Raw genomic sequence first — 19,776 nt, 5'->3', positions numbered from 1 at the left:
GTCATGGGGCAGGATTGCCGGATGCTTTCAGCCGAAGCCTAGCGCTTCGGCCTGATTTCGAAAGCCTCTCGTTGTCTTGCCCGTGATGCGTCACACTTCGTGCGGTCGAAGATGTGCCCTGCCGAATTCGTCGGCGACGGCGCCTTTTCCCGCATCATGCAAGGACAAGATATGTTCGATATCCATACCGTCGAAATCGAGTGGGCAGGCCGCCCGCTGAAGCTCGAAACCGGCAAGATCGCCCGTCAGGCTGACGGCGCCGTTGTCGCCACCTACGGCGAGACCGTGGTGCTTGCGACCGTCGTTTCCGCCAAGGCGCCGAAGCCGGGCCAGGACTTCTTCCCGCTCACCGTCAACTACCAGGAAAAGACCTACGCAGCCGGCAAGATCCCCGGCGGCTACTTCAAGCGCGAGGGTCGTCCGAGCGAAAATGAAACGCTCGTTTCGCGCCTGATCGACCGCCCGATCCGCCCGCTCTTCCCGGAAGGCTACAAGAACGACACCCAGGTCGTCGTCACGGTCATCCAGCATGACCTCGAAAACAATCCGGACATCCTGTCGATGGTCGCAACCTCGGCTGCCCTGACGCTCTCGGGCGTTCCCTTCATGGGTCCGGTCGGCGGCGCGCGCGTTGGCTACATCAACGGCGAATACGTGCTCAACCCGCATCTCGACGAGATGGACGAATCGAGCCTCGACCTCGTCGTCGCCGGGACGCAGGACGCCGTTCTGATGGTTGAATCCGAAGCCAAGGAACTGCCTGAGGACGTCATGCTCGGCGCCGTCATGTTCGGTCATCGCGGCTTCCAGCCCGTCATCGACGCGATCATCAAGCTCGCCGAAGTCGCCGCCAAGGAACCGCGCGACTTCCAGCCGGAAGATTATTCCGAGCTCGAGAAGGAAATGCTCGGTCTCGCCGAAGCCGAACTACGCGACGCCTACAAGATCACCCAGAAGGCCGATCGCTACGCCGCCGTCGACGCCGTCAAGGCGAAGGTGAAGGCACACTTCCTGCCGGAAGAAGGCGAAGCCAAGTACACGGCCGAAGAAGTCGGCGCCATCTTCAAGCACCTGCAGGCGAAGATCGTTCGCTGGAACATCCTCGACACGTCGAGCCGCATCGACGGCCGCGACCTGTCGACCGTTCGCCCGATCGTTTCGGAAGTCGGCCTTCTGCCGCGCACGCATGGTTCTGCGCTGTTTACCCGCGGTGAAACGCAGGCAATCGTCGTCGCCACGCTCGGCACCGGCGAAGACGAACAGTATGTCGACAGCCTGACCGGCATGTACAAGGAGCGTTTCCTGCTCCATTACAACTTCCCTCCCTACTCGGTTGGCGAAACCGGCCGTATGGGCTCCCCGGGTCGTCGCGAAATCGGTCACGGCAAGCTCGCATGGCGCGCTATCCGCCCGATGCTGCCGTCGGCGGAACAGTTCCCCTACACGCTGCGCGTCGTTTCCGAGATCACCGAGTCCAACGGCTCGTCCTCGATGGCAACGGTTTGCGGCACCTCGCTCGCCCTCATGGACGCCGGCGTGCCGCTGGCGAAGCCGGTTGCCGGCATTGCCATGGGTCTGATCCTGGAAGGCGATCGCTTCGCCGTTCTCTCCGACATTCTCGGTGACGAAGACCACCTCGGCGACATGGACTTCAAGGTCGCCGGCACTGCCGACGGCATCACCTCGCTACAGATGGACATCAAGATCGCCGGCATCACCGAAGAGATCATGAAGGTCGCGCTCGGCCAGGCGCAGGGCGGTCGTGCCCACATCCTCGGCGAAATGTCCAAGGCAATCACCGAAAGCCGTGGCCAGCTCGGCGAATTCGCTCCGCGCATCGAAGTCATGAACATCCCGGTCGACAAGATCCGCGAAGTCATCGGCTCCGGCGGCAAGGTCATCCGCGAAATCGTCGAAAAGACCGGCGCCAAGATCAACATCGAGGACGACGGCACCGTCAAGATCGCCTCCTCCTCCGGTAAGGAAATCGAAGCGGCCCGCAAGTGGATCCACTCGATCGTCGCAGAACCGGAAGTCGGCCAGATCTACGAAGGTACCGTTGTCAAGACCGCCGACTTCGGCGCGTTCGTCAACTTCTTCGGCGCCCGCGACGGCCTCGTCCACATCTCGCAGCTCGCTTCCGAGCGCGTTGCCAAGACGCAGGATGTCGTCAAGGAAGGCGACAAGGTCTGGGTCAAGCTGCTCGGCTTCGACGAGCGCGGCAAGGTTCGCCTGTCCATGAAGGTCGTCGATCAGGCCACCGGCCAGGAAATCGCTGCCGACAAGAAGAAGGACGACGCAGCCGAATAAGCTGCGCCTTCATCCAAGTTCCGGGGCGCGGGATTTTTTCCGCGCCCTTTTTATATTTAAGAGGTTAGCCGGTTCGGTTTTGCCGAAACTACGTGCCTGGCCCCTCACCCTAACCCTCTCCCCGCATTGCGGGGAGAGGGTTAGGGTGAGGGGCACGCGCGGAAACAGATACCTGCCAGCAAGCCCGACCAACGAAACAATAACGAGACCACGCCCATGAGCCGCGATGCCCTGAAGACCCTGTTCCATCCCTTTGCCTCCGGCACTGTCGACGCACCCGGCGAGGGCGAGCGGATCCTGTTTCTCGGCGCCGAGGCGGGCTTTGCGCTGCCGGAGGGGTTTGCTGCCGAGCTTTCGGCCGTCCAGGGCTTCCGCCCCTTCTATCGCCAGCTGCAGGCGCAGCGCATCAACGTGACGCCGGAGATCGAGGGTGAAGGCTACGACGGAGCGCTGGTGCTCTGCGGCAAGCACAAGGGCGAGAATGAGGATCATATCGCCGAAGCGCTATCGCGGGTAAAGGAAGGCGGCCTCATCGTCGTCGCCGGCGGCAAGGAAGATGGCATCCAACCGCTGCGCAAGCGCGTCGAGGCCTTCGGGCTCGAAATCGAGCACATGCCGAAATATCACGGCGTGGCCTTCTGGTTTGCGCGCCCTGCCGATATCAAGCTGTTGACGGCGCAGCTCGCAAAGCCGGCGATCCTCGTCGACGACAGCTTCACCACGGCGCCCGGCATGTTCTCCCATGATCGTATCGATGCCGGCTCGGAACTGCTCGCCTCGCGCCTGCCGACCGATTTTGTCGGCGATGCCGCCGATTTCGGCGCCGGCTGGGGCTATCTCTCGGTCGAGCTCGCAACGAAATCGCCGAGGATCGAGCGCATCGACCTCTACGAGGCCCACTACGGCGCCCTGGAGGCCGCACGCGCCAATCTGCTGTCGCACTGCCCGAAAGTCGCTCAGCGCTTCTTCTGGCACGATCTGGCAAGTGAGCCGGTCAAGGACAAATACGACCTGATCATCATGAACCCGCCCTTCCATGAGGGCCACGCCGCCGAGCCTTCGCTCGGTCAGGCGATGATCAAGACGGCCGCCTCGGCTCTGCGCGGCGGCGGCCGGCTGATGCTGGTCGCCAATCGCGGCCTGCCCTACGAGCCGGTGCTGGCCGAAAATTTCAAGGAATTCGGCGAGACCTGCCGCAACGCCCGCTACAAGGTGCTCTGGGCAAAGAAATAAGGAATGATGGCGGTCAGATGGCCGCCATTTTTTTGAGTGGAGATCAGGAAGTTCGTTTCGCAGCTCTTGCGGCCCATTCGCGGTCGAGCACGGCGTAGACGCATTCGTCGCCCCAGACACCATTGAAGCGATCGTTTTCGATCAAAAGGGCCTCGCGGCGCAGACCGAGGCGTTCGACAACGCCAATGGATCCGGCATTTTTCGCATCCAGCCGTGCAAAGATCCTGTGAAAGCCGAATTTTTCAAAACCGAGGGTAATCACGGCTTGCGCCGCCTCGGTAGCATATCCCTTCCTGGCATAGGCTGGGTTGGAGGTATAGCCGAGTTCGGCCTGAAGTGCGGCCTTATTTGCGAATGTCAGGCTGACGTCACCTACCAAGGCGCCATCCTCCCGCCGAATGGCAGCGCAGAGCAGAGTATCCCCATCTTCGGAGAAAGGGGAATTCAGGCGGATATCGAAACGTTCCCTCATCTCTTCGGGCGAGGGAGGATTGCGGTAAAGAAAACGATAGATCTCCGGCAGGGAGCGATAGGCACTGTAGGCGACAAAATCCTCGGGCACAAAGCGGCGGAGGACGAGGCGATCAGTCGATGCCAAAAGTTCTGCGTCGTTAAACGTCATCGGGAATCCTCTGGAAGGATATCCGGAAATTCGATCCTCCCGGCCAAAACCGGGAGGACACGACTGAGATCGGGAGCTTATTCCGTATCCGCGCTCGACAGCGTTTCCAAGGTCGGCATGGAGGTGATGTTGTAGCCGGCATCGACGAAGTGGATTTCGCCGGTTACGCCGGCCGAGAGATCCGACAGGAGATAGAGCGAGGAGGAACCGACCTGGTCGATGGTGACGGACTTGCGCAGCGGTGCGTTGCGCTGGTTCCACGAGAGAATGGCGCGGGCGTCGGAAATGCCGGCGCCGGCGAGCGTCCGGATCGGGCCGGCGGAGACGGCGTTGACGCGGATGCCGCGCGGGCCGTAATCGGCCGCGAGATAGCGCACGGATGCCTCGAGCGCGGCCTTGGCGACGCCCATGACGTTGTAGTTCGGGATCACGCGCGTCGAACCATTATAGGTTAGCGTCAGCATGCTGCCGCCTTCCGTCATCAGTTCGGCGGCACGCTTGGCGACCTCGGTGAAGGAGAAGCAGGAAATCACCATCGTGCGGGTGAAATTCTCCCGCGTGGTGTTGGCGTAGAGCCCCTTCAGCTCGTTCTTGTCGGAAAAGCCGATGGCATGGACGATGAAGTCCAGCTTGCCCCAGCGCTCCTTGATGGCGTCGAAGACGGCATCGACCGAAGCGAGATCCTCGACGTCGCATGGCAGAAGGAAATCCGAGCCGACTTCGGCTGCCAGCGGCTTGACGCGCTTGCCGAGAGCTTCACCCTGAAAGGTGAAAGCCAGTTCCGCGCCTTCGGCTGCCAGCGCCTTTGAAATACCCCAGGCAATCGAATGATTGTTTGCGACGCCCATGATGAGGCCGCGCTTACCCTGCATAATTCCCGTCATTGCCTTATCCGTTGTAGCGCTGGAATACGAGCGTGGCGTTGGTGCCGCCGAAGCCGAAAGAGTTCGAAAGAGCGATATCGAACTTGGCGTTGTCGATACGCTTGCGCACGACCGGCACGCCTTCGAATTCCGGATCGAGTTCGGTGATATGGGCGCTTTCCCCGATGAAGCGCTCCTGCATCATCAGGATCGAATAGATCGATTCCTGAACGCCCGCTGCGCCGAGCGAATGGCCCGTCAGCGACTTGGTCGACTGGATCGGCGGGATCTTGTCGCCGAAGACTTCGCGGATCGCGCCGATTTCCTTGCTGTCGCCCACCGGCGTCGAGGTGCCGTGGGTATTGATGTAGTCGATATCGCCCTTCACCGTGGCAAGCGCCTGCCGCATGCAGCGTACCGCACCCTCGCCCGAAGGTGCTACCATATCGTACCCATCAGAGGTGGCGCCGTAGCCGATGATTTCGGCATAGATCTTGGCGCCGCGGGCCTTGGCATGCTCAAGCTCTTCCAGAACCAGCACGCCGGCGCCGCCGGCAATGACGAAGCCGTCACGCTTGGCGTCATAGGCACGCGAGGCGGTTTCCGGATGGTTCTCGTTGAAATCGGAGGACATCGCGCCCATGGCGTCAAAGAGGTTCGACATGGTCCAATCGAGATCCTCGTGACCGCCGGCGAACATGACGTCCTGCTTGCCCCATTGGATCATTTCGGCGGCATTGCCGATGCAGTGCGCCGAGGTCGAGCAGGCTGACGAGATGGAGTAGTTGACGCCGTGGATCTTGAACCAGGTCGCAAGCGTGGCCGACGCGGTCGACGACATCGACTTCGGCACGGCGAAAGGGCCGATGCGCTTCGGGCTATTGTTCTTGCGGGTGATATCGGCCGCCTCGATCAGTGTGCGGGTCGAGGGGCCGCCGGAGCCCATGATGATGCCGGTGCGCTCGTTGGTGATATCACCTTCCTCGAGACCGCTATCGGCGATCGCCTGCTTCATGGCGACGTGGTTCCAGGCACCGCCCTGCGACAGGAAGCGCATCGCGCGGCGATCCACCAGGTCGGTCGTATCGATCTTCGGCGCGCCCCAGACCTGGCACTTGAAGCCATGCTCGGCGAAATCAGGAGAGAAGGAAATGCCGGATTTGGCGTCGCGCAGCGAGGCGGTCACTTCTTGAGCATTGTTTCCAATCGAAGAGACAATACCCAGACCCGTAACAACTACCCGTCTCATGTCGATGACCTTTTCTAAAACATCTGTCTTTGTGGAGGCGGCGATGCCGCGGTTCAGGCAACCTTGTCCTTGGACAGGCCCACGCGCAGGTCCGTCGCCTGATAGATGGTCTCGCCATCGGCCTTCAGCCAACCGTCAGCGGTGCCAAGGACGAGGCGGCCGCGCATGACGCGCTTGAAATCGATGCCGTATTCGAGAAGCTTCGTGTCCGGGCGAACCATGCCCTTGAACTTCACTTCGCCTGTCGAAAGCGCCATGCCGCGACCGGGCTCACCGAGCCAGCCGAGGAAGAAGCCGGTCAGCTGCCACATGCCGTCGAGGCCGAGGCAGCCCGGCATGATCGGGTTACCGGCAAAATGGCAGGGGAAGTACCAATCATCGGGGCGCACGTCGTATTCGGCGCGGATATAGCCCTTGTCGAAGGCCCCGCCCGTTTCGGAAATATCTGTAATGCGATGGACCATCAGCATCGGCGGCAGGGGAAGCTGTGCGTTGCCCGGGCCGAACAGCTCGCCGCGGCCACAGGACAGGATTTCCTCGTAATTGAAGCTGGATTGTCTCGTCGTCATAAAAATTCCGTTTCCCCCGCATGAATGCCGATGGATGTGAAGCTTTAGTGCAAGATCGACAGAAAATGAAGCGTAACCATCACACTCTCATTCAGTCGTTCGATCGAACGCAGTAGCTCTTATGTGGTGGTCGCATACAGGAACGCCAGAGCCGCTACCAGTGCCAAATGCGGCAAAAGCCCGATTTTTCCGGCTTTTGAGCACCTTCCCACCCCACGGAAACTATTGAAAGCAATCAAGGCAAAAGTTATATGGCTTAGTAAAGAATTATAGAGATCAGGAATCTGGAGTCCCTGGATGGCAGAACATGCCGAAATCGCGATCGAAACCAGGCTGCGTAATGTGGGCCTAAGGCCGACTAGGCAGCGGATCGCACTGGGAGACCTCCTTTTCGCCAAGGGTGACCGCCATCTGACCGTGGAAGAGCTTCACGAGGAAGCCGTTGCCGCCGGCGTGCCCGTCTCGCTCGCGACCGTCTACAACACGCTGCATCAATTTACCGAAGCAGGCCTGATCCGTGTGCTCGCTGTCGAAAGCACCAAGACCTATTTCGACACCAATGTCTCCGATCACCATCACTTTTTCGTGGAAGGCCACAACGAGGTGCTGGATATTCCGATCAGCAATCTGACGATCGACAATCTGCCCGAGCCGCCGCAGGGCATGGAAATCGCCCATGTCGACGTAGTGATCCGCCTGCGGCGCAAGCAACAGCGCTGAAATAAGCGCCGCATCAGCTCACCTGCGACAAGATTCTCCCTCACATTACATCGTCCGGATGCCGGCCTGGCTTATGGTGATAGGTCGGAAAGGTCCAGCCGAACCAGAGCGCGCCGCCGCGCACCGCAAAGGCCGCGATCACTCCCAGCCCCGCCGAGGCATAAAGCGGCAGCATCGTTGCATTGGCGGCGGTGAAGACGCTGGCGCCGACGAGCGAAGCGGTCACGTAGATTTCCGGACGCAGCAGCACCGAAGGTTCGTTTGCCAAGAGATCACGTAAAATGCCGCCGAAGGTCGCCGTCAGCGCGCCGGTGACGATGGCGACGGTGGGCGAGCCCGTCGCCGCCATGCCCTTAGCCGCCCCCATCACGCAATAGGCCGACAGTCCTACCGCATCGAGCCAGATAAGCAGCCGATAGCGCGATTCGAAGAGATGCGCGGTGAAGAAGACCAGGACGCCGACCACGGCGCAGATAATGATATAGGTCGGGTTCAGTACCCAAAAGACCGGCACGCGGCCAAGGACGATATCGCGCAGCGTGCCGCCGCCGATGCCAGTGACGGCCGCCAGGAACAGGAAGCCGATCAGATCGAGCTGCTTGCGCGAGGCCGCGAGCGCGCCGGTTGCGGCAAAAAGGGCGACGCCGGCATAATCAAGAAACGAGAGAAGCGACATCGAAAACTCCAGCGGAACGCCCGCGATTTTTCCGAAATGAATCACGACGGCAAGGGCCGCGCAAGCAGGCGCGTGCAAAGATGTCGCAGCGGCTGCGGCTGTTATCGCGGCCGTAACGGCGCTTCGAAAAGGAATCCCCCGTGAAATCCCTGCTGATCGTAATCCTCAATCTCTTCGCTCTCGTGGTCATGCCCGCCGTGGCCGAGGCGCAGCAATCGATCCTGCAGGACCCCGTGGCCTTCGAGAAGGACCATTTCACCAAGAGCTGTGACGGCCAGGTGAGCTTCGGCGACAAATTCGCCACCCAGCAGGACATCAACAACGACAAGCTGATGGATATTGTCGTCAATGAAGGCGAGATCACCTGCAAGGGCGAAAAGGGACCCTACTGCACGGACGAAGGCTGCCCCTACAATTTCTATGTCCAGGTGGCCGAAGGCGGCTACCTGATGATCGCCACGGCGAAGATCTACGGCTACGATTTCATCCAGCGCTTCGGCAACATGGTGCTGGTCATGAAGATGCATCCGCGCTTCTGCGACCGCAAGGATGGCGAAGCGGTCTGCGAAATCACCGTCAGGGTGCGCGGCACCAAATTCGTCACCATATCCCAGAAATAGGTTTTACGGCGCGAACACGTCATTTCAGACCGGACAGATGGTCACGGTCCGGACACGTGGCAACGGTCCGGTCACGTGGTTATGGTCCTGGATATAGCGCCGAGGTGCGGCCGGCGGCGTAATAGCCGACCAGACCGACCCATTCGCGCAATCCGGTCGCCAGCAGTTGCGCATTGCGCGAAGGCTGGGTGAAATCGAAGCCGAGACTTTCCTTGCCGGTGCTGCGATAGTCGACCGGCCAGGGCACGACATTGATGCCCTGCTTGCGGAAAATGCCCATCGAGCGCGGCATGTGGAAGCCCGAAGTGATGAGCAGGCAATCCGAAAGCCCGTTCTGCGCCAGCAGCTCCTTCGTATTGACGGCATTCTCGAAGGTGGTGCGCGAGGTCTTGTCCTCGACCATGCGGCTTGTCGGAATGCCGAGCGCGGTAAAGAAACGCTCGGAAATCACGGCATCGCCCTCATAGGTGCCGCCGATCGAGCCGTCGCCGCCCGAGATCACGATGCGCGCCTGCGGGTATTTCTGCGCGAGACGCAGCGCTTCGATCAGGCGATCGCCGGCCGAATCGAGTTCGTAGCCACCTCGGACCGTCGTCACCTCGTTCTGCGTGGCGCCGCCGAGAACGATCATGCATTTGAGATCGGCGGGATCGGCAGCCGGATGCGGAAAGCGCTCTTCGAGCGTTTGAACGACATAGGCGCCGGCCGTCGTATAAAGCGAGACAAACAGGATCAGCGCCGACAAGAGCGCCGAGGTGATGACGGTTGCTCGCCAGCGCAGCAGTGCGGCGATGAATGCCAACAGGACAAACAAGAAGGCCAGCGACAGCGGCTGACCGAAGATCCAGACAAGTTTCGAAAAAACGAACACGGCACATCCTTACGCTTGTCGGCAAAACGATTCGCTTTACTCCCTAGCAGATTTTTGTGCACTGCAATGTGGCTATTTCGCCCGCCGTGCCAGCGGCGGCGGCGCGAAGCGCTGATTGAAGCGGCGCTGCAGCGGACGGGGGATGAAAAGCGTCGACAGCGCCAGGACAAGCGCGACCATCGACACCAGCCAGAGCGCGTGTGCGCCAAAGGCGCCGGCCAGAAGCGCGCCGATGATGGCGCCTGATATCATGCCGCTCCAGGGCACGATCTGCACCGTCCAGAGAAAATCCCGATCCCCCAGCAGGAAACGGCCAAGACCACGCCCGAAGCGCGACAGCGCCCCGGTAACATAGGTGAGGCCGATGGGCAGGCCTTCGATATGCTCGACCGTGGCATTGACCATCCCCATAGCAAGAACCACCAGATAGAACTGCACCAGAAGCAGCGACGGCTCCGCAAAGCCCGCGGCAGCGGCCAGAAGGATGCTGACGCAGGCAAGCACCACGAAAGCTCGCCGATCCGCGGCATGGGCAATGACGATGCCGAGCGCATTGCCGATGATGAATGTCAGGATGGCCGAGAAAAGCACCGCCGCATGACCAAACTCGCCCATTCCGAGGGCAATCGCCGCCCGTGTCGTATTTCCCGTCATGAAGGACACGAAATTGCCCGTCAGCATCAGCCCGACGGCATCGGTCATGCCCGCCAGAAAGGCAATCGAGGCAACGAGCAGAAACCCCGTCACGGTACGGCGGGTCTTGATGAGACGACGGCGGCGCTGTCTGGTCATGGGCGATTCGGGGCGAGTTACGGAGGATTGGAGGTTAGCATGAAGTTGGGGGGATGCGGAGGATTATAGCGCCGGTTTACAACGGAGGACGTCTCTCCAAAGCGCGGTTACAATCTCTTCCTGGCAAAGGCGCGACCCGATCCGGATTTGAGATATTTTTCAAATGCGAACGCCTGCGCCTCATCGGAAAAGCCGATGTAGGTTTTGACCGACCACGGCGCATACTTCGATGTATGAGGCACTTCTCTGGCATTGTGCTTCGCCAGACGAGCTTTCAAGTCTCCGGTCACGCCGATATAGTAACGATCAGGAAAATCATGGCTTTGAGGATATAGACGTACTTCATGCACCGCATGATAGCTAATAGCAACGTCGACACAACCGATGCATTATCGACCAGTCGTACAAAACCCATCTTACAGTTTAGCTCATTGAGTCCGCTTGGAGAAAGTCCGCTTTCGTTACTGCGTAACTTCAGCGCGACAGCCTTCGTCTACTGACTTGCCGAGCCGAAGCTCGGAGAGCGAAGGCTGGTGGAGCTAAGCGGGATCGAACCGCTGACCTCTTGCATGCCATGCAAGCGCTCTCCCAGCTGAGCTATAGCCCCATCAAGATGGTGCCGTTTGACCGGCCCTGGGTCCCTTCCGAGCGCTTCGCCCGTCGGGGTGGCGGCTTATTACTTGTGGTTTTCACAGATAGCAAGCCGAAAAATTCGGCCCGGGAAATTTTTTCTTTCACCGGGCCGATCGTCTTTCAGATCAGACGTCGTCTTCGTCGCCGGTGACGCCGATGATGTCGCTCATGTCGTCATCGTCTTCATCTTCATCGGCTTCGAGGAAGGTATCGTCGTCATCGTCGCCGATTTCGACATCGTCATCGCCGATATCCGGAATGTCGTCGCCGCTTGCAGCCTCATCGGCATCTTCGAGCGATACCAGTTCGACTTCCGTGTTTTCGGTATCGACTTCGGCCACTTCATCCTCTTCCGGAACTTCCTTGGAAGCGGAGGTTTCTTCGAAGAAGGACAAGGGCCAGGACTTGCCGGTATAGGGCGAGACCACCGGATCCCGGTTCAGGTCATAGAACTTCTTGCCGGTATCGGGGTCGGTACGTTTTGTTCCAAGTTCCGCTTTCGCCACTGTCAAAGCCTCATGAATGGCCGAATGAAAATTCGGCAATGCCGGGGAAGCCGGCGTTTTAAGGGAAATATCAGCCGGTCCCCTTAATCGTTGCCGCCGTTTCTGTCAAAGCTAAAGTTCACGCCGCTTTGCATAGGGTTTTAGTATAGTGGTCGGCAGGCCTTTGCCAAAGGGCTGTACGAAGCGGGAGGTCGTCGAGGAGATGCTCACCCGGAAAATGCAATGGCCCAGGCGCGCTGAGCCATAGACCGTGGAAAGATGGGCTGCCGGAATTCATCGCAACCCAGATGAAAGGCATCGCCGGCATCAAAATCGACATCGAAGCGATTGACGGCAAATGGAAGGTGAGCCAGAACCGGCCGCTGGTTGACCGACAGGGCGTCGCCGAGGGCCTTTCGGCAATCGAGCGCTCGGCGGCGGCGGAAATGGTGCGTCGCTACAGCAAACAATGAGAGACCGGTTAGGGACGGAAGAAGACATGATCATCGCCATCGACGGACCAGCGGCTGCCGGCAAGGGAACTCTGGCACGCCGGATCGCCGAAGCCTATGGCTATCATCATCTCGACACCGGCCTCACCTATCGCGCCACGGCCAAGGCGCTGCTCGATGCCGGGCTGCCGCTCGACGATGAAGCGATTGCCGAAGGCATGGCGCGCAAGGTCGATCTCGCCGGGCTCGACCGGGCCGTTCTGTCCCGACATGAGATCGGCGAGGCCGCCTCGAAGATCGCCGTCATGCCGGCCGTCCGCCGGGCGCTGGTCGAGGCGCAGCGTCGCTTTGCCGAAAAGACGCCAGGTGCCGTGCTCGACGGCCGCGATATCGGCACCGTGGTCTGCCCGGGCGCACCGGTAAAACTCTATGTGACGGCCTCGGCCGAAGTCCGGGCGAAGCGGCGCTACGAGGAAATCGTCGACGCCGGCGGCAGCGCCGATTACGACGCCATTTTCGAGGACGTGAAACGGCGCGACGAGCGCGATATGGGACGTACCGACAGCCCTTTGAAACCAGCTGAAGACGCGCACTTGCTAGATACCTCAGAAATGAGTATAGAAGCGGCGTTTCAGACGGCGAAATCGATCATCGACGCCGCTCTGAGCCGAAATGCCTGAAAATTTGAGCGGCCTTCGCGCGCCTCGCGCCGGAAACCGCCGATTTCAAGATAGCCTGACATTCCGTCCAAGCGCCGGATAGCTTCCCGAAGGGAGGCGGACTGGGGTCAGGCCTGTTCAACGCGAACCACCGGCGCATCAGTGTCCAGATTGCATGATCGGGACACGCCAGGAGATTTTATGTCTGTAACTTCCCCCTCTCGCGAAGATTTCGCGGCCCTTCTCGAAGAATCCTTTGCCAAGAACGATCTGGCTGAAGGCTATGTCACCAAGGGCATCATCACCGCCATCGAAAAGGATGTCGCCGTTGTAGACGTCGGCCTCAAGGTCGAAGGCCGCATCGCGCTGAAGGAATTCGGTGCACGCGCCAAGGACGGCACGCTCAAGGTTGGCGATGAAGTCGAAGTCTACGTCGAGCGTATCGAAAACGCGCTTGGCGAAGCCGTTCTGTCGCGCGAAAAGGCTCGCCGCGAAGAAAGCTGGATCAAGCTCGAAGTCAAGTTCGAAGCTGGCGAGCGCGTCGAAGGCGTCATCTTCAACCAGGTCAAGGGCGGCTTCACCGTCGATCTGGATGGCGCTATCGCCTTTCTGCCGCGTTCGCAGGTCGACATCCGTCCGATCCGCGACGTTACCCCGCTGATGCACAACCCGCAGCCCTTCGAAATCCTCAAGATGGACAAGCGCCGCGGCAACATCGTCGTTTCGCGTCGTACGGTTCTGGAAGAGTCCCGTGCCGAGCAGCGTTCTGAAATCGTTCAGAACCTCGAAGAAGGCCAGGTTGTTGACGGCGTCGTCAAGAACATCACCGATTACGGTGCGTTCGTTGACCTCGGCGGCATCGACGGCCTGCTGCACGTCACCGACATGGCATGGCGCCGTGTGAACCATCCGTCGGAAATCCTGTCCATCGGCCAGCAGGTCAAGGTACAGATCATCCGCATCAACCAGGAAACCCACCGCATCTCGCTCGGCATGAAGCAGCTCGAGAGCGATCCGTGGGATGGCATCCAGGCCAAGTATCCGGAAGGCAAGAAGATCTCCGGTACCGTCACGAACATCACCGACTACGGTGCGTTCGTCGAGCTGGAGCCGGGCATCGAAGGCCTCATCCACATTTCGGAAATGTCCTGGACCAAGAAGAACGTTCACCCCGGCAAGATCCTGTCCACGAGCCAGGAAGTCGAAGTCGTCGTTCTCGAAGTGGATCCGACCAAGCGTCGTATCTCGCTCGGCCTGAAGCAGACGCTGGAAAATCCGTGGGCAGCATTCGCCCGCAACCATCCGGCTGGCACCGAAGTCGAAGGCGAAGTCAAGAACAAGACCGAATTCGGCCTATTCATCGGCCTCGACGGCGATGTGGACGGCATGGTTCACCTCTCCGACCTCGACTGGAACCGTCCGGGCGAGCAGGTCATCGAAGAGTACAACAAGGGTGACGTCGTCAAGGCTGTCGTTCTCGACGTTGACGTCGAGAAGGAACGCATCTCGCTCGGCATCAAGCAGCTCGGCAAGGATGCAGTCGGCGAAGCAGCAGCTTCCGGCGACCTGCGCAAGAATGCAGTCGTTTCCTGCGAAGTCATCGCAGTCAACGAAGGCGGCATCGAAGTGAAGCTCGTCAACCACGAAGACATCACCTCGTTCATCCGCCGCGCCGATCTGTCGCGTGACCGTGACGAGCAGCGCCCTGAGCGTTTCTCGGTTGGTCAGGTTGTCGACGCTCGCGTCACCAACTTCTCCAAGAAGGACCGCAAGATCATGCTGTCCATCAAGGCTCTGGAAATCGCAGAAGAGAAGGAAGCCGTTGCTCAGTTCGGTTCTTCCGACTCGGGCGCTTCGCTCGGCGATATCTTGGGTGCGGCTCTGAAGAACCGCAACGCCGAATAATCTTCGGTCGAAGCCTGGAAACAAAAGACCCGCCGGAGCGATCCGGCGGGTTTTTCTTTGTCCACTATGCGGTGCCCGTGCCGCCTGTCTGCTGCGAGCCGGCTATTCCCAGGCGACCATGCGCTGGTAGAAATCGAAGGCATGGTCGTGCAGAGGGTCGCGCAGAGGCTGCGGCAAGGCAACGAGCTCCGGCCTGACGCTATCATCCCTCGCGGAGGCCGGGCCAGCTTCCGCTTCGTCAGATGCCTCGCCCTCTGACTTTGCCGATGCTTCCTCCGCATCGGCGTGCTCTTCATCCTGACCTTGCCGGCTCTCCTCGTCCTGAGCTTGTCCGCCCTCCTCATCGCCGACGGGATCGACGCGATTGAGCAATTTCGATTCGCTGTTCTTGGCGGGGGTGTCTGCCGGTAAATAATTCGCCACGACGAAGGGAACGCCGAGCGGCAGGGATGCCGACATCGTCGCCTGCTCCGCAGCCTCATACACCGCCATCGGCGTTACAGGCGACGTCTGCAACGTCGGCTTGCCGGAAGCGATGGCGAGAGCACCGGATGTTTCGGATCCTTCCGCCAATAACACCGGCATGGCCGCCGCCGCGACCGGGCTCTTGAGACCTTCATGGACGGCCGTCGGCTGCGTGGACGATGCCTGCGCCGCGGTATTGCCGGTCAGCGCCTGGGCGATGATCTTCTCGACGGAAGAGGAGGGATTGTTGATGATCTGAAGAAGATCGGAACTGGTTGCCATCGCTGGCGGACTGATGACGACCTGCAGGCCCTGTTTGATGTCGGCTTCTATCTGCTGGATATCGCGCGGCACCGGCGGCGGCGCGAGCGGCGACCGGATCAGCGCGACTTCGGTCGGTAGTTCGGCTTCGGCGGCGATCGCCGTCAGCAGCACGCTCGCGGTCAAATCATCGACAAGAGAAGCGAGCTCGGAAGGCTGGACGGTGACGGCCGCAGGGGCAGCGGCACCGCTACTGGCAGGCGCGGCTTGCGGGGCGGCGACGGTAGCGTTTTGCGCAACCGTCTGTGTTTGAGCCGCCTGGGCAGCAGCCGGCGCGGATTGAGATTGTACGGAAATGCCCGATTGTGGCGTCGGCTGCGCCGCAGGTGCCGGCTGTGCAGCAGGCTGAGCCGTCGGTGGTGTGACCGGCGCAGGCGCAGATGCGGGCATAGCGGAGGCCGGTTCTTCTGCGGCAGCTGCGAGTGCCGTTGCCTGGGCGGCCAGATCGGCTACCTTCTGCAGCGGAGCCAATGTCGGTCCCTGCGCAGCTGGCGTTTCCACTTTGCCGGCATTCTGCCCATAGGAATTGACGACCGCCTTCAGGACGGCGTCCGGCTCGGTGACCGACGCCTGCTCCAGGCGGAGAGCCAGCTGCACCGCCTGCGGGCTTTCCGGATCCTGCAATGCCGCTGCCAGAAGCGGCAAGGATACCGGCGTCCTCATCTGCGCATCCATCCGCTGCTGCGCGGCGGCGAGTTGCGGCGGCGTCAGGCTGCGGATTGCGGCGGCAATACGTTGCGCATAGGCGGTATTGCTTTCGCCCGGCTCACGGGAAACATTCACCACCTTGCTGGCGGCATCGATCGCGGAAAGCAGGCTGTCGAGCATGCGTTCGCGGGCCGCGACCAGCAACATGTTCAACTTTCCCTCGACGCTGGCATTGACGGTGCTCGATAGAACGGCGAGCGGCGTTGCCGTCGTCTGAAGCCCAGAGGTCTCGGCCGTCGCGGCAATCGGCTTCTCAACGGACACACCCACAGCGGACACGGCACCAACGGGAAGCAACATGACATGCTCCTTTATCTGGCAAGACGACGATGGAAGCGGGAAGCAGGTTCAATCGAGGTCCGCTCATGCGGCCTGTGGATTTCCTAGCGCCGGATGACCGAACTGACGAGGCGCGAACGCGCAGAACTGGAAATCATCCGCAAAATAGCAGTCGAATCCTTAACAGATCCCTAAATAAAAGGGCCAATGCCACTTCCGCGACACTGGCCCCTGGATTTCGCGCTGCAAGCGAAGCAATCAGCTATGCGCGAAGATATCCGCCTCTTCCCAGCCAAGGAGGTCGAGCTTGGCGCGCGTCGGCAGGAAGGCGAAACAGTCATCCGCATAGTCCATGCGGCCATCGCGCAGCAGGCGTTGTGTCAGCTTTTCACGCAGGGCATGCAGATAAAGCACGTCGGATGCGGCATATTCGAGCTGCGCCGGGGATAGCGTTTCCGCCGCCCAGTCGGACGATTGCTGCGCCTTGGAGATGTCTACCTCGAGCATCTCCTTGAGATTGTCCTTCAGGCCGTGACGGTCGGTATAGGTACGGCAGAGGCGCGAGGCGATCTTGGTACAGAAGACCGGTGTCGTGGTGACGCCGAAGGTGTGAAACAGCACGGCGATGTCGAAGCGACCATAGTGAAAGATCTTCTGATGCGTCGGGTCGGCCAGCATGGCAACGAGATTGGGGGCCTGCTTCTGGCCAGCCGCAATGCGGATGATGTCAGCCGTGCCGTCGCCGGGCGAAAGCTGCACGAGGCAAAGTCGGTCACGGCGTGGGACGAGGCCGAGAGTTTCGGTGTCGATGGCTATCGCGCCGGTGTAGCGGGCGGCATCCTCAGTAGAAATATCGCCTTCATGATAGCGGATGGTGGCAGCCATGAGATTCTCCCGGCTCTGTCGTTCTGAATTCGCTTTTCGTCCGTTCTATAGAACGGAGAGGATGAGAACCATACCGGCCGGTCAAAATGTCGGCGGCGTGTTGATCCAGAGCAATATGGTCTCACCATCATGGCGATTGCGCCAGGAATGATAGCGGCGGCTTTCGAAATAAAGGGAATCGCCTGGCAGGAGATCGAAGAACTGGTCGCTGTCGAGCACCAGCTCCAGGTGACCGGCGAGAACATGGATGAACTCCTCGCCCTCGTGGCGATAGGCACCCTCGCTCGTCGCACCAGGTGCGAGCACGAAGCGATGGCAGTCCATCATCGTCCGTCCTTCGGCGAGAAGCTGGACAGTGACGCCCGGCGTCGTTGCCGGCCAGGCACGCCATTCGCCGGATCGGACGAGCGCGGAAGCATCCTCCCGCTCCTCGCCGGACAGGCGCGATACCGTCGTGCCATAATAATCAGCCAGATCATGCAGGGTCTTGAAGCTGACGCCTTGTGAGGTGCGTTCCAGGGTCGACAGCGTCGAGGACGTCATGCCCATGTCGGCGGCGACCTGCTCCAGTGTCTTGCCGGCGGCATGGCGCAGTGACCGGAGCCTGCGGCCGATATCGGAGGAGGCCAGCTGCTCACCATTTTCAAGACCGGCAGTCCCTTCCTCCGTGTCGAGCGCTTCGCGAATCGCTGCAGGATTGAGGCCACGTTCAGCGCGGAACCATGCAATACGCTTCAATCGCGCCACATCCTCGGCGCTGTACTGCCGGTGCCCGGTCTCGGAGCGGGAGGGAACCACAAGCCCCTGGCTTTCCCATAGCCGCAGCGTGGAGGCCGACACGCCGGCAAGACGCGCCGCTTCCGCCACCTTGTAGCGCACCGGATATCGCTCCGGCTCGATGCTGCTCATTCGCCAAGATCCCTGGTTATCGTTTTTCGATCCGTTTAGCACGGATGAAACGACTTAGCGCGCCTTAAAGGAAAGCTGCAACCTTCTGCCCGCCTTCGGCTCATTCTTGTCTCTCTCACAAAATCCCGCTTGAAATCCTACAGGAAAAATGTAGGAGTTTTGTAAATAACTTGCAGAACTTCTGCAAGATAATTCGAAAACACCTTGTGGGAGCCACTGCAATGACCTTGACCGAGCGGAAGAACGCCGCCATTTCCCGCGGCGTCGGCATGACGACGCAGATCTATGCTGACCGTGCCGAAAATGCTGAGATCTGGGACAAGGAAGGGCATCGCTATATCGATTTCGCTTCCGGCATTGCTGTGGTGAATACAGGCCATCGCCATCCCCGCGTGATTGCCGCCGTCAAGGACCAGCTCGACCGCTTCACGCATACCTGCCATCAGGTCGTACCCTATGAGAGCTATGTGCATCTGGCCGAGCGGCTGAACGCGATCGTTCCCGGCGATTTCGCCAAGAAGACGATCTTCGTGACGACGGGTGCCGAAGCGGTCGAAAATGCCGTCAAGATCGCCCGCGCCGCCACCGGCCGCTCCGCCATCATCGCCTTTGGCGGCGGCTTTCACGGCCGTACCTTCATGGGCATGGCGCTGACCGGCAAGGTCGCACCTTATAAGATCGGCTTCGGCCCGATGCCGGGCGATGTTTTCCATGCACCCTTCCCGGTGCCGCTGCACGGTATCAGTGTCGAGCAGTCGCTGGCGACACTGAAGAAGCTGTTTGCCGCCGATGTCGATCCACAGCGTGTGGCCGCGATCATCCTCGAGCCCGTGCAGGGCGAAGGCGGCTTCTATCCCGCGCCAGCCGCCTTCATGAAAGCGCTGCGCGAGATCTGCGACCAGCACGGCATTCTCCTGATCGCCGACGAGGTGCAGACCGGCTTTGCGCGCACCGGCAAGATGTTTGCGATGGACCACCATGAGGTGGCGGCCGATCTCGTCACCATGGCAAAGAGCCTTGCCGGCGGCTTTCCGCTCGCCGCCGTCACCGGCCGCGCCGAAATCATGGATGCACCCGCTCCAGGCGGCCTCGGTGGCACCTATGGCGGCAATCCGCTCAGCATCGCCGCAGCCCATGCGGTGCTCGACGTCATCGCCGACGAGGGTCTGTGCGACCGCGCCAATCAGCTCGGCTCACGCCTGAAACAGCGACTGGAATCGCTGCGCGACAAGGTACCCGAAATCGTCGATATCCGCGGCCCCGGCTTCATGAATGCGGTTGAATTCAACGACGCGACGACGAAGCTGCCGAGCGCGGATTTCGCCAACAAGGTGCGGCTGATCGCGCTCGACAAGGGCCTGATCCTTTTGACCTGCGGTGTTTACGGCAATGTCATCCGCTTCCTATCGCCGATCACCATTCAGGACGGCGTCTTCAGCGAAGCACTCGACATTCTCGAGGCATCGCTGCTGCAGGCAAGCGCCGCCCGCTAATCGCCGCCATCAGCATTTTCTTAATTATCCGCCCGCGCGGCCAGCCGGGTGAAACCT

Annotated in this window: 19 protein-coding genes, 1 tRNA gene and 1 pseudogene; 8 read left to right on the top strand and 13 right to left on the bottom strand. The window is 60.5% G+C overall.

What is annotated here, in order from left to right; all coding sequences use genetic code 11:
• Nucleotides 1-171 precede the first annotated feature (171 nt).
• Nucleotides 172-2,310 (top strand): polyribonucleotide nucleotidyltransferase, encoded by a 2,139-nt coding sequence (gene pnp / locus AC13RE_RS26810; protein WP_112398691.1) that lies wholly within the window; start codon nucleotides 172-174, stop codon nucleotides 2,308-2,310.
• Between the two features lie 216 nt (nucleotides 2,311-2,526).
• Nucleotides 2,527-3,543 (top strand): class I SAM-dependent methyltransferase, encoded by a 1,017-nt coding sequence (locus AC13RE_RS26805; RefSeq protein ID WP_488565183.1) that lies wholly within the window; start codon nucleotides 2,527-2,529, stop codon nucleotides 3,541-3,543.
• 43 nt (nucleotides 3,544-3,586) lie between these two features.
• Here AC13RE_RS26805 and AC13RE_RS26800 read toward each other — a convergent pair whose 3' ends face one another.
• The 4 genes from AC13RE_RS26800 to fabA all read right to left on the bottom strand — a co-directional run bounded on the left by AC13RE_RS26800 (nucleotide 3,587) and on the right by fabA (nucleotide 6,846).
• Nucleotides 3,587-4,165 carry a GNAT family N-acetyltransferase gene (locus AC13RE_RS26800; RefSeq protein WP_488565182.1) on the bottom strand — a complete coding sequence of 193 codons (579 nt, stop codon included), beginning with the start codon at nucleotides 4,163-4,165 and terminating at the stop codon, nucleotides 3,587-3,589.
• A gap of 77 nt (nucleotides 4,166-4,242) precedes the next feature.
• Nucleotides 4,243-5,049 (bottom strand): enoyl-ACP reductase FabI, encoded by an 807-nt coding sequence (fabI, locus tag AC13RE_RS26795; RefSeq protein WP_112338882.1) that lies wholly within the window; start codon nucleotides 5,047-5,049, stop codon nucleotides 4,243-4,245.
• A gap of 4 nt (nucleotides 5,050-5,053) precedes the next feature.
• Nucleotides 5,054-6,277, bottom strand: a complete 1,224-nt coding sequence (fabB, locus tag AC13RE_RS26790; RefSeq protein ID WP_092720354.1) for a beta-ketoacyl-ACP synthase I — start codon at nucleotides 6,275-6,277, stop codon at nucleotides 5,054-5,056.
• A gap of 53 nt (nucleotides 6,278-6,330) precedes the next feature.
• Nucleotides 6,331-6,846 carry a 3-hydroxyacyl-[acyl-carrier-protein] dehydratase FabA gene (fabA, locus tag AC13RE_RS26785; RefSeq protein ID WP_015338264.1) on the bottom strand — a complete coding sequence of 172 codons (516 nt, stop codon included), beginning with the start codon at nucleotides 6,844-6,846 and terminating at the stop codon, nucleotides 6,331-6,333.
• A gap of 297 nt (nucleotides 6,847-7,143) precedes the next feature.
• On the opposite strand from fabA, the gene irrA reads away from it, so the two are divergent.
• On the top strand, nucleotides 7,144-7,566 hold the full coding sequence (gene irrA / locus AC13RE_RS26780) for an iron response transcriptional regulator IrrA (protein WP_112338881.1): 423 nt from the start codon (nucleotides 7,144-7,146) through the stop codon (nucleotides 7,564-7,566).
• Between the two features lie 40 nt (nucleotides 7,567-7,606).
• Here the strand turns inward: irrA and AC13RE_RS26775 are convergent, their stop codons facing one another.
• The gene (locus tag AC13RE_RS26775; protein WP_112338929.1) at nucleotides 7,607-8,242 is read right to left on the bottom strand and encodes a trimeric intracellular cation channel family protein; all 636 of its coding nucleotides are present in this window, start codon (nucleotides 8,240-8,242) and stop codon (nucleotides 7,607-7,609) included.
• 140 nt (nucleotides 8,243-8,382) lie between these two features.
• Here AC13RE_RS26775 and AC13RE_RS26770 point away from each other — a divergent pair, with 140 nt between their 5' ends.
• Nucleotides 8,383-8,862 (top strand): hypothetical protein, encoded by a 480-nt coding sequence (locus AC13RE_RS26770; protein WP_132721758.1) that lies wholly within the window; start codon nucleotides 8,383-8,385, stop codon nucleotides 8,860-8,862.
• Between the two features lie 79 nt (nucleotides 8,863-8,941).
• On the opposite strand, the gene AC13RE_RS26765 is transcribed toward AC13RE_RS26770, so the two are convergent.
• The 5 genes and pseudogenes from AC13RE_RS26765 to AC13RE_RS26745 all read right to left on the bottom strand — a co-directional run bounded on the left by AC13RE_RS26765 (nucleotide 8,942) and on the right by AC13RE_RS26745 (nucleotide 11,664).
• On the bottom strand, nucleotides 8,942-9,733 hold the full coding sequence (locus tag AC13RE_RS26765; protein ID WP_488565181.1) for a YdcF family protein: 792 nt from the start codon (nucleotides 9,731-9,733) through the stop codon (nucleotides 8,942-8,944).
• Nucleotides 9,734-9,805: 72 nt separating this feature from the next.
• The gene (locus tag AC13RE_RS26760; RefSeq protein WP_488486380.1) at nucleotides 9,806-10,525 is read right to left on the bottom strand and encodes a YoaK family protein; all 720 of its coding nucleotides are present in this window, start codon (nucleotides 10,523-10,525) and stop codon (nucleotides 9,806-9,808) included.
• A gap of 107 nt (nucleotides 10,526-10,632) precedes the next feature.
• Nucleotides 10,633-10,871, bottom strand: a pseudogene (locus tag AC13RE_RS26755) (GIY-YIG nuclease family protein).
• 185 nt (nucleotides 10,872-11,056) lie between these two features.
• Nucleotides 11,057-11,132, bottom strand: a tRNA-Ala gene (locus tag AC13RE_RS26750).
• Between the two features lie 151 nt (nucleotides 11,133-11,283).
• Nucleotides 11,284-11,664: a TIGR02300 family protein gene (locus AC13RE_RS26745; RefSeq protein ID WP_015338257.1), complete on the bottom strand. Its 381-nt coding sequence runs from the start codon at nucleotides 11,662-11,664 to the stop codon at nucleotides 11,284-11,286.
• Between the two features lie 287 nt (nucleotides 11,665-11,951).
• Here AC13RE_RS26745 and AC13RE_RS26740 point away from each other — a divergent pair, with 287 nt between their 5' ends.
• The 3 genes from AC13RE_RS26740 to rpsA all read left to right on the top strand — a co-directional run bounded on the left by AC13RE_RS26740 (nucleotide 11,952) and on the right by rpsA (nucleotide 14,659).
• A complete protein-coding gene (locus AC13RE_RS26740; protein ID WP_488565180.1) occupies nucleotides 11,952-12,116 on the top strand; it encodes a hypothetical protein in 165 nt (54 codons plus the stop codon).
• 26 nt (nucleotides 12,117-12,142) lie between these two features.
• The gene (gene cmk / locus AC13RE_RS26735) at nucleotides 12,143-12,775 is read left to right on the top strand and encodes a (d)CMP kinase (protein WP_488565179.1); all 633 of its coding nucleotides are present in this window, start codon (nucleotides 12,143-12,145) and stop codon (nucleotides 12,773-12,775) included.
• A gap of 180 nt (nucleotides 12,776-12,955) precedes the next feature.
• Nucleotides 12,956-14,659 carry a 30S ribosomal protein S1 gene (gene rpsA, locus AC13RE_RS26730; RefSeq protein WP_132721766.1) on the top strand — a complete coding sequence of 568 codons (1,704 nt, stop codon included), beginning with the start codon at nucleotides 12,956-12,958 and terminating at the stop codon, nucleotides 14,657-14,659.
• A gap of 102 nt (nucleotides 14,660-14,761) precedes the next feature.
• Here the strand turns inward: rpsA and AC13RE_RS26725 are convergent, their stop codons facing one another.
• From AC13RE_RS26725 to AC13RE_RS26715, 3 genes are all read right to left on the bottom strand, one after another.
• Nucleotides 14,762-16,453 carry a hypothetical protein gene (locus AC13RE_RS26725; protein ID WP_488565178.1) on the bottom strand — a complete coding sequence of 564 codons (1,692 nt, stop codon included), beginning with the start codon at nucleotides 16,451-16,453 and terminating at the stop codon, nucleotides 14,762-14,764.
• Nucleotides 16,454-16,690: 237 nt separating this feature from the next.
• Nucleotides 16,691-17,317 (bottom strand): ribonuclease D, encoded by a 627-nt coding sequence (locus AC13RE_RS26720; protein WP_112398639.1) that lies wholly within the window; start codon nucleotides 17,315-17,317, stop codon nucleotides 16,691-16,693.
• An 81-nt stretch (nucleotides 17,318-17,398) separates the two neighbouring features.
• A complete protein-coding gene (locus AC13RE_RS26715; protein WP_488565177.1) occupies nucleotides 17,399-18,226 on the bottom strand; it encodes a MerR family transcriptional regulator in 828 nt (275 codons plus the stop codon).
• A gap of 221 nt (nucleotides 18,227-18,447) precedes the next feature.
• Between AC13RE_RS26715 and AC13RE_RS26710 the strand changes: the two genes are divergently transcribed.
• Nucleotides 18,448-19,719, top strand: a complete 1,272-nt coding sequence (locus AC13RE_RS26710; RefSeq protein WP_488565176.1) for a 4-aminobutyrate--2-oxoglutarate transaminase — start codon at nucleotides 18,448-18,450, stop codon at nucleotides 19,717-19,719.
• Nucleotides 19,720-19,776: the final 57 nt, after the last annotated feature.

The sequence above is a fragment of the Martinezella sp. CNPSo 3959 genome (assembly GCF_057784355.1).
The sequence above is the reverse complement of the archived record's forward strand: the minus strand, read 5'-3'. Positions and strand labels throughout refer to the sequence as shown.